Origin of the sequence: Vibrio sp. 10N.222.55.C7 (assembly GCF_041473335.1) — a bacterium.
In the GTDB taxonomy this organism is placed as follows: Bacteria; Pseudomonadota; Gammaproteobacteria; order Enterobacterales; family Vibrionaceae; genus Vibrio; species Vibrio crassostreae_C.
In genome coordinates this window covers 109,320-116,864 of record NZ_JBFRSC010000018.1, presented here as the reverse complement: position 1 = coordinate 116,864, position 7,545 = coordinate 109,320, and the positions used below count along the sequence as shown (strand labels likewise).

At 37.4% G+C, this 7,545-nt stretch carries 5 protein-coding genes; 1 reads left to right on the top strand and 4 read right to left on the bottom strand.

The genetic code is table 11. From position 1 onward, the window contains the following. Positions 1 to 213: 213 nt before the first annotated feature. From AB4482_RS06410 to AB4482_RS06395, 4 genes are all read right to left on the bottom strand, one after another. Positions 214 to 918 carry a hypothetical protein gene (locus AB4482_RS06410; protein ID WP_229648578.1) on the bottom strand — a complete coding sequence of 235 codons (705 nt, stop codon included), beginning with the start codon at positions 916 to 918 and terminating at the stop codon, positions 214 to 216. 13 nt (positions 919 to 931) lie between these two features. Next, positions 932 to 3,733, bottom strand: coding sequence for a CS1-pili formation C-terminal domain-containing protein (locus tag AB4482_RS06405; RefSeq protein WP_102321324.1), 2,802 nt, complete (start codon positions 3,731 to 3,733; stop codon positions 932 to 934). Then, the gene (locus AB4482_RS06400; RefSeq protein WP_240800848.1) at positions 3,733 to 4,260 is read right to left on the bottom strand and encodes a hypothetical protein; all 528 of its coding nucleotides are present in this window, start codon (positions 4,258 to 4,260) and stop codon (positions 3,733 to 3,735) included. Before AB4482_RS06400 ends, AB4482_RS06405 begins: the two co-directional genes overlap by 1 nt. Before the next feature lie 66 nt (positions 4,261 to 4,326). Then, positions 4,327 to 4,857: a hypothetical protein gene (locus AB4482_RS06395; RefSeq protein WP_372102742.1), complete on the bottom strand. Its 531-nt coding sequence runs from the start codon at positions 4,855 to 4,857 to the stop codon at positions 4,327 to 4,329. A gap of 467 nt (positions 4,858 to 5,324) precedes the next feature. Between AB4482_RS06395 and AB4482_RS06390 the strand changes: the two genes are divergently transcribed. Next, positions 5,325 to 7,289, top strand: a complete 1,965-nt coding sequence (locus AB4482_RS06390) for an adhesion domain-containing protein (protein ID WP_372180707.1) — start codon at positions 5,325 to 5,327, stop codon at positions 7,287 to 7,289. The last annotated feature ends 256 nt before the right edge of the window (positions 7,290 to 7,545 follow it).

Below are 7,545 nucleotides of genomic sequence, written 5' to 3'. Positions count from 1 at the left end.
GCTTCGTAATCTTGCCCTGTTGCGGGATACCACTCTGCCGTTGGTTGCTCTTGCGCTATCGTCCATGCAGATGGAGATATAGCTTCACTACCGAAATAACTATTTGGCGCCGCATTGTTCCAAACCACAGAGTTGTTTGCTGTAATCGTTCCGTATACATCTGCAGCATGGCTACTATCTAAAGCCGTGAATAATAGCGCTATACTAATTAGGCTATTTCTTTTTAATAGTGATATTTTTGTTATAACTGTAATCATGGTTGGCTACCTTAACGGATAACGAATCGACATTTTGCAGGCCTTCTGCTAATTTTATGGTTTTCTTTCGACCAGATAGTATTGTATTAGTTTGTTTACATTTGTTACTAACAGAATTCGGTTTACAGTTATCAAACTGTATGTAGAAAAATGTGTTACCATTATTTTCCACATAAACTTCTGAACCGTTATATTTAACTTTGTAGTCAACATTAGTATTTTTTGCAGGTACAATATAATAAGGAGCATAACCATAATTAATACCAATTATACTTTCTTTTTTATCTCCATCGATAACGCTAGGCATGAAAGTCACTTGATAAACTTTGTCCTTCTCTAAATCATCACAATTAACCTGACATAAATTCTTTACTGATACACGACGTCTTTCCCCCGGATTTAATATCAGTTTATTGGGTAATAGCGCAAGATCCCATAAAGGTAAATTATCTTTTGTTAGCTCTACCTTTTCTAACTCTCCGTTTTCAACCTTTACTTGGCTAACGTTACCTTTTATATATTCAGGTTCAGTTTTCGAACTAGTCAGAGTAAAAACTCCATTACCATCTTCTCCAGCTATAAGAAGCATTTTATCTATGCTAAATGCATGGCTAAAAGAGGTCGTCATTAATAGTATCGAAGTAAATATTACACGTTGCATAATTTTCTCTATGTTAGTTATAAGCATATGGCGTCATCTCCATATGAACTGCATAATTAATGAGTTCATCAACATACAGTTTGTTTGCCGTAGTTAGTTGCTCAGGAGACTTAGCGAATATATACAAATAACCGCCAAGCTTTTTGTTTATAATTTCAACACCTGAGTTGTTCAGTTTGTTCTGATAGTTCAATACAATATTACTATCCTTGTATTGCCCTAAGTAGTAATAATAAACACCATCAACTAGGGCTATCTGATAACCTTCACTATTTTCTTCGAATGATGGCATACAGAAGTTATTACCTAAATTCAAATTATTAACCGATGATAACTCCGGTATTACACATTGGTTTTCCTTAGATATAATTTTGTAAGGTTGTTTATCTTTCACCTTAAATTGATACACACCTTCAACAAGCTTGTCAGTAGAAACACAACCTCCACCGATACATTCAACTCCGTCTATTGGATTTCCATTTATATCACTAAACGTCGATATAAATGATTTCAACTCAGACAACGACGTATCCAAACGGATAACAGTTCCTGGATAACTAGTAGCCGACGTATAAGACTCACCATTGTTGTAAAAATCAGAGGCTTCCGTATCAAGCTTGAATTCATATTCATAGAACTCTTTTAATGGATATACCGTCAAAGCATCTCCACTAACATAAGCATTGCTTTGTTTTCCATTCTGCTCGGAGTTAACTACCGCCAAGAATTTTCCATCCGAAGACAGTTCCCCTGTATCATTATTCGAAATAAAATAAGAAGATGACTTTTCACTCGTAAACTCTATTCCTTGAGAAGTTACGATATTACTTGTACCAATATATGCAGAAACACTTGTATTGCTACTTGAATTGATATAGGTATAAGAGTTTGAGTCAATATATTTATTCTTATAATTTGCAGACAATGATAAATCGGCACTGCTTTGGTCTTCAGTAGAATCTTGATAATAAAGTCCCGCAGAGCTTGATACATTTAGATTGTTTCTGTTAATTAGACTACTTGAGACTGTATCTCTATGCGATAGCGCAACATCACCACTATCATCTATTTGTGCTTGTGTACTATGTGTGTATGTGTTTTCCTGGCCTATTGGAATAATTATTGAGGCCATAACACCATAATTTATATCGCTCGATTCACTTGCTGATAACTCTAAGTTCACCTTTGAGTCAAGTGGTAATGATGATATCTGCACGCCACTTCTTGCAGACCAACTTTCTGATTCATTATTATAACCATTACTAAAATCTTTATATTGGTTTTTTGTTAATATACCCGATATATATGATGATATATTTCTCGTTAAGTACTTGTTGTAATTTACTGATAATGACGTATAGTTCGAGTTACTGAATAAAAGTTGAGACAAACTAATATCTCCAATACTATTATCATTTTCACTATCAAATTTTGTGTAAGATACACTTAAGTTATAAATCCCCACATCAAAATTATAAAAACTAGATCCATCGTCAAATAATCCTGTTACTGCCGATATTCTGGACACTTCCCCTAAAGATAAGTGACCACCAACATAATTATAATTATCTTCCCCTGTAATAAACGAACCTGCACCCAGTGCAAAAAAATCCGTAACTTGATAGCTCAATTTCCCATTGGTGAACATTGGACTTTCATAATTATCATAAGCAAAGTTGATGGATTTCTGGTCAAAATCGTCCTCTAGTCCCGTATTCGTCAGGTCTCTTGATAAATAACCGGCTGTAATATGATAATCTAGTTCGCCGGTTTTAATCGACGAAGAGCTTGTATTGACTATCAACCTATCTTCTGTGTAAAACTCTTCACTGCCATCAAATATTCGAATTGTCGCAGTATAAGTACCAAATGGTAGCTCGTTATAGTCAAAGTATTCTTGCCCTGCATCCACATTACGACTTAATAGAACACGGCCTCTATCATCATTAATTTCTAGTCGACCAGCTCTTGAAATGTTCAAATATACTCGTCTAGAATTAGAAGATGATTTTTTTACTAGCTCTCTCGTCGATCCAATCGACAACATGTAACCAGAAGTTTTGCTGCCATTTTCTAAAAACTGAGTACTATTCCAAGGGCGTTCTTGGTATTTATACCCGACAGAGAAACGAGTATTACCACCAACATAGTTATACGATGAGTCATCCGAACTGAAACCATTGACATCACTAAAGTTTAGATCATTATGCAAATAGCCATACTTGCCAAAACCTGCATAATTTTCATGTTGATAAGAATAAGACGATGTATAATCAGTGTTGTCGCTATAAGAACCAGATAGATTCAAACCATGTGACATAATGATCGCGTTTTGATCGATCTCTTCTTTTACAAATTTTATTTCTGACTCTTCTATTATCTCAGTTAAGAATTGTGAGTTAACATGAATAATCAATGATTGGCTATCTGGCACATAAACAAAATCATATAAATCAGGTAGTAGACCACATTCACTTCGATAACCTTTACAATCTAGGCTCGATTCAACCCCATTTACCAGTGTTGTTGCCATCGCATCGCTAACATCTTTCTCAATACCAAGTTCATTCGCCAATGCTTGTGCTACAAGTTGTTTTTGTGAAGTGGGAATTCTTACTTCATCACCCGAGATGAAAGCTTCCGAATAGAATAATTTGTTGTTATCAGCCGAGAGAATTAGTGGCATTCTTATCAACTTCTCTTCAAACATATCTTCAAATCCATCTGGAATATTTGCGACGGATTTTGAACTATATATTATGGCCAAGAAAAATATGATAATTAAGTTTAAACCAAACCAAAGTCTAATAAACATTATAGTTGAAGCTCCACATTGAACGTAATACGACCATTGCAATCTAATGGCTCATCACTCGGTATATTTTTATTTGTCACTAATTCAAATTCATTGGTAGAGTTTTCATATTCAGTATTTTTAATATTATTAAATTCAAAGTTTGGTATATCTGAAATATCAGAGTAATGTTTTCTATCGATATAGAGATCGACAAAATCATCATACATAGTCTCACCGCTATCGTTGAAAACACATTTAGAAGTGAACTCTGATATGTTATAACTGTATTCAAACGAATCCCCAGAGCTTGTTGGTATATTCGTTCTAATATAAGAATAAAAACGCCCATTTAGAAAGGTTTCGTTCTCACCATCATACTTCAGTGCAATAAACTCATCAGATAAATCTACATTTATAGAATAGTCATACAAATTCGCTCTATTTATTTGTGTATTTACTGGAAATGAATAGCTTTCATAGCCAAAGCTATTGAAACTAAAAATAACAAGCAATAATAGAAAGAAATAATTTATATAGATATTCATTTTCATCAGCCTCGAAAAACAAGGCACTTAATTAATTAAGTGCCTATCAAATAATGAGATTTTTTCTTATGGCAAAGTTGCAATCATATCAACGTTAACGATAACTTCTGTACCAGCAATATCATCTGGAGTTGAGTGTGCTGTATCGTTAGCAACATACAGTTGAATCGTATCGCCTGCTGAAAGTTGAGTTGAAGCTAAGTATTCAGCTGCAGTAAGTTCCGTCGCTGAAAGGTTATCGCCGACGACAATGTTAGGCTGTACTTCACCCATTAAAGCTGGAAGCACATTTACTTGTGATACCGTCCAGTTAGCTGGAGTTAAAGCCCCAAGCACAGCCCCCGTGTAGTCATGCGCTTCCAAAACAACAGGTTTAGTTGTTTCGAACGTACCGTCAGCGTTCACCTGTAACGTACCAACAAAAGAAGCAGAGTCTTCACTACCGCCCGCACCAGTAACAAGGATGTCACCGTTGGATACAAAACCAGGAACAAAGCCGCTGAATACTGCAGAACCAGTAGCGGTATCGCCAGGTGCAGAAAAAGCTGGAACAGATGTAATTGCAGATAGCAGTGTAATAAGTGTTAGTTTTTTCACTTTTATTTCCTTCGATATATTCATAATATTATTAGTTAGCCCCTTGCTAACTTCGGGTGTATGATATGCAATGAATAAACGTTTTGGTTAGCAAGTAAAGAAAAGTGACCTTCCGATATGCCTAGTGGATATTTGAGCAAGAAAACCATTCACCTAAAAAATAACCTAGGCATTTAATTCCTTAGGTTACTCATTCGCTAATTTAGTAACTGGTATTAGATCCCACCTTCGGTCTTATCTTATAAAAGTAGTTATTCACATGAACAACCCCACTTCAATATAAATACTAGAGACGTATAACAGTTTGAGTTTTAACTTATATCATTGCTAATAGTGCCAGCTGTCAACTAGGCACTCACCAGTGCCAGATACTAGCTCGTGCTAATTTAAAGTGATTTAGCCTTGTTAGAATACGCAAATAAATAATGGGCTGTGCTCTCTTTGCTTAATTCCCATAACATTCACTAATGAGTATTAAATACATGATGAGAATAAGTACATACGCACCTTTTCATAAATTATCCCTGTCAGTAGCGATATCATTGGCGCTGTTTGGGTGTGGTGCATCTAGCGACGAAGCGACTACTAACTCCAAACCCGAATCTCCAACATCAGGAGATACCCTTTACTATGCTCAGGATGTAATTCGTCAAAGCACTCCCACAAATACCTTTTTTGTTGATTTGTCGAATAATATGGAGTCATCTGATGATTCGTCAGTTACATTAACGACAGTTACGTCTTTGAATAATAGCTATGATTGTAATGTTGTATCCCAAAATGCCAATGGCTTCACCATTAGCGCTCAAAGTGCAAAAGTGTGCGACTACCGCTATCGAGTTGGCGCTGCGCTACCTTCTGACATCGCTATGAGCTCCCATAGTAACTATGGAGAGGCGCGTATTAGCGCTACTTCAGCAACATCAGGAGATGGTTTTGCTGAAGCGACAGTTCGTGCGGCTGTCGGTGAGTCAACTGAGCAACTTACACCGATTTCAGGACTAACCTCCTCTTTCACATCTGTACAAATAGATATCGCTAAAGAGCTTGGGAACGCGGGGTACTCTCTAGACACAAGCACATATGCATTAGCAACCACGGTTACATTGCCTAATGGTGATGCGACAAATTCAACTGCTATTGCAAACACATCAACTAATACGATTGATTACACCCCAGGAGATGGCATACCAAGCGGCGTAGAACGCATCCTATATAGCTATAGTGATGGTTCAAGTGTGTTAGCTGGTAGTATTGATATCGCGGTCTCAACAGACACAAACAGTGCACCAACAGCAGAATCTCGTAGGAAAATCAGTTATATAGATCCAGACTCTGGTGACGAGGTAGCTAAAATTCCTTATGGTAAACAATTAAGGTTCAATGTTGCGGATCTTATAAGTGACCCTGACGGTGATACTCTTCATCTCGTTGACATATACAGCTTTGGTGCAACCATCTTAATTCCAAACGATGCCAACAACGATGGTAATCTTTTCAATGATACTGAGTTTGATTTCACTAGTACCCAACCTGGAGAAACATCTGTGTCCTATGTTGTGTCTGATGGAAAAGGGGGCTATGCCACAGGAATTTTGCAAGGTTACGTCGGTAACCCATATGAGCCAATCGTCTCAGGGAATATCTACCTACCACCGTTGATGTACGCAGATGCTAAAGATGCTGAAATCATCGCCACACCTCAAGTTGGTAACGGTACTACCGCTTTAAATGGTATCACCACGGCTTCTCACGATTGGCACACTGCTAATCACTTGTGCCAAGCTAGAGGAGCACGATTGCCAACGGTGACGGAACTTCGAAGCCTATATGATGATGGCAATACTAGTGGCCGTTTGTTTACTAATCACAACTGGCCAATTGACGTTAGCTACTGGGCTAGTAACCAAGGAGCAAGTGGAACTAGCTATCATCATTCCGTAAACATGGCAGATAGAGTTGTTAGTACATATGATGCCAATTCGAGTGTTCGATTTGCTGCTTGCGTCGATGCAACACCTCCAGGGTATCCAGTTAAATTCTTTGGTGATGACATTGGTAATGATTATCTATTTGATACTCGTATCAATGCTCAAGTGACGTTTGGCTGTGGGTTTATTGTAGATTCTATCTCGCAGGTAGGAGGTGCTCATATTGGAGGCACTGGCGGAGCCAAACATACAATAAACGTTGCTGACATAGGTAGAGTTAGAGCTCTCTGGGGACCCACAGAGTTTGGGTCTGGAAACGATATGTCTCGACTCTATCTATATAATAAATCTGGTGGCTTACTGTTAACCTGTGGTAGCAAATCTTACTCAGGTCACTATAGCGATGAATATACTCTAACCGCAGATGAGCAGTTAACAGGCTTTAAGGCCACAGGAGACAGCTACCTAAATGGATTAGTGCTTTGGGTTGATACCGAATAATCCTAAGACGCTAGCGTTAAACTAGTTATTCGTAACTAGTTTAACGCTAGACTGCACACTATTTATGTTTCAATTTAAACAATTTCAACTCAAACCTCACTATTACATCCAATCTAACTTTAGTCGAACTGGCAGGCATTAAACACTTGATACTAGGCTAGTATCTTGAGATGTTTAGCTTTCTATCTTGATACATTAAGGCAGCAATGCAGTAACACTCTCGAGACGTTCTATAATATGAACACGTTTACCGCAT

Coding starts and splice junctions, on each gene's coding strand:
- AB4482_RS06410 (WP_229648578.1), bottom strand. CDS start 918: ATGCAACGTGTAATATTTACTTCGATACTATTAATGACGACCTCTTTT.
- AB4482_RS06405 (WP_102321324.1), bottom strand. CDS start 3,733: ATGTTTATTAGACTTTGGTTTGGTTTAAACTTAATTATCATATTTTTC.
- AB4482_RS06400 (WP_240800848.1), bottom strand. CDS start 4,260: ATGAATATCTATATAAATTATTTCTTTCTATTATTGCTTGTTATTTTT.
- AB4482_RS06390 (WP_372180707.1), top strand. CDS start 5,325: ATGAGTATTAAATACATGATGAGAATAAGTACATACGCACCTTTTCAT.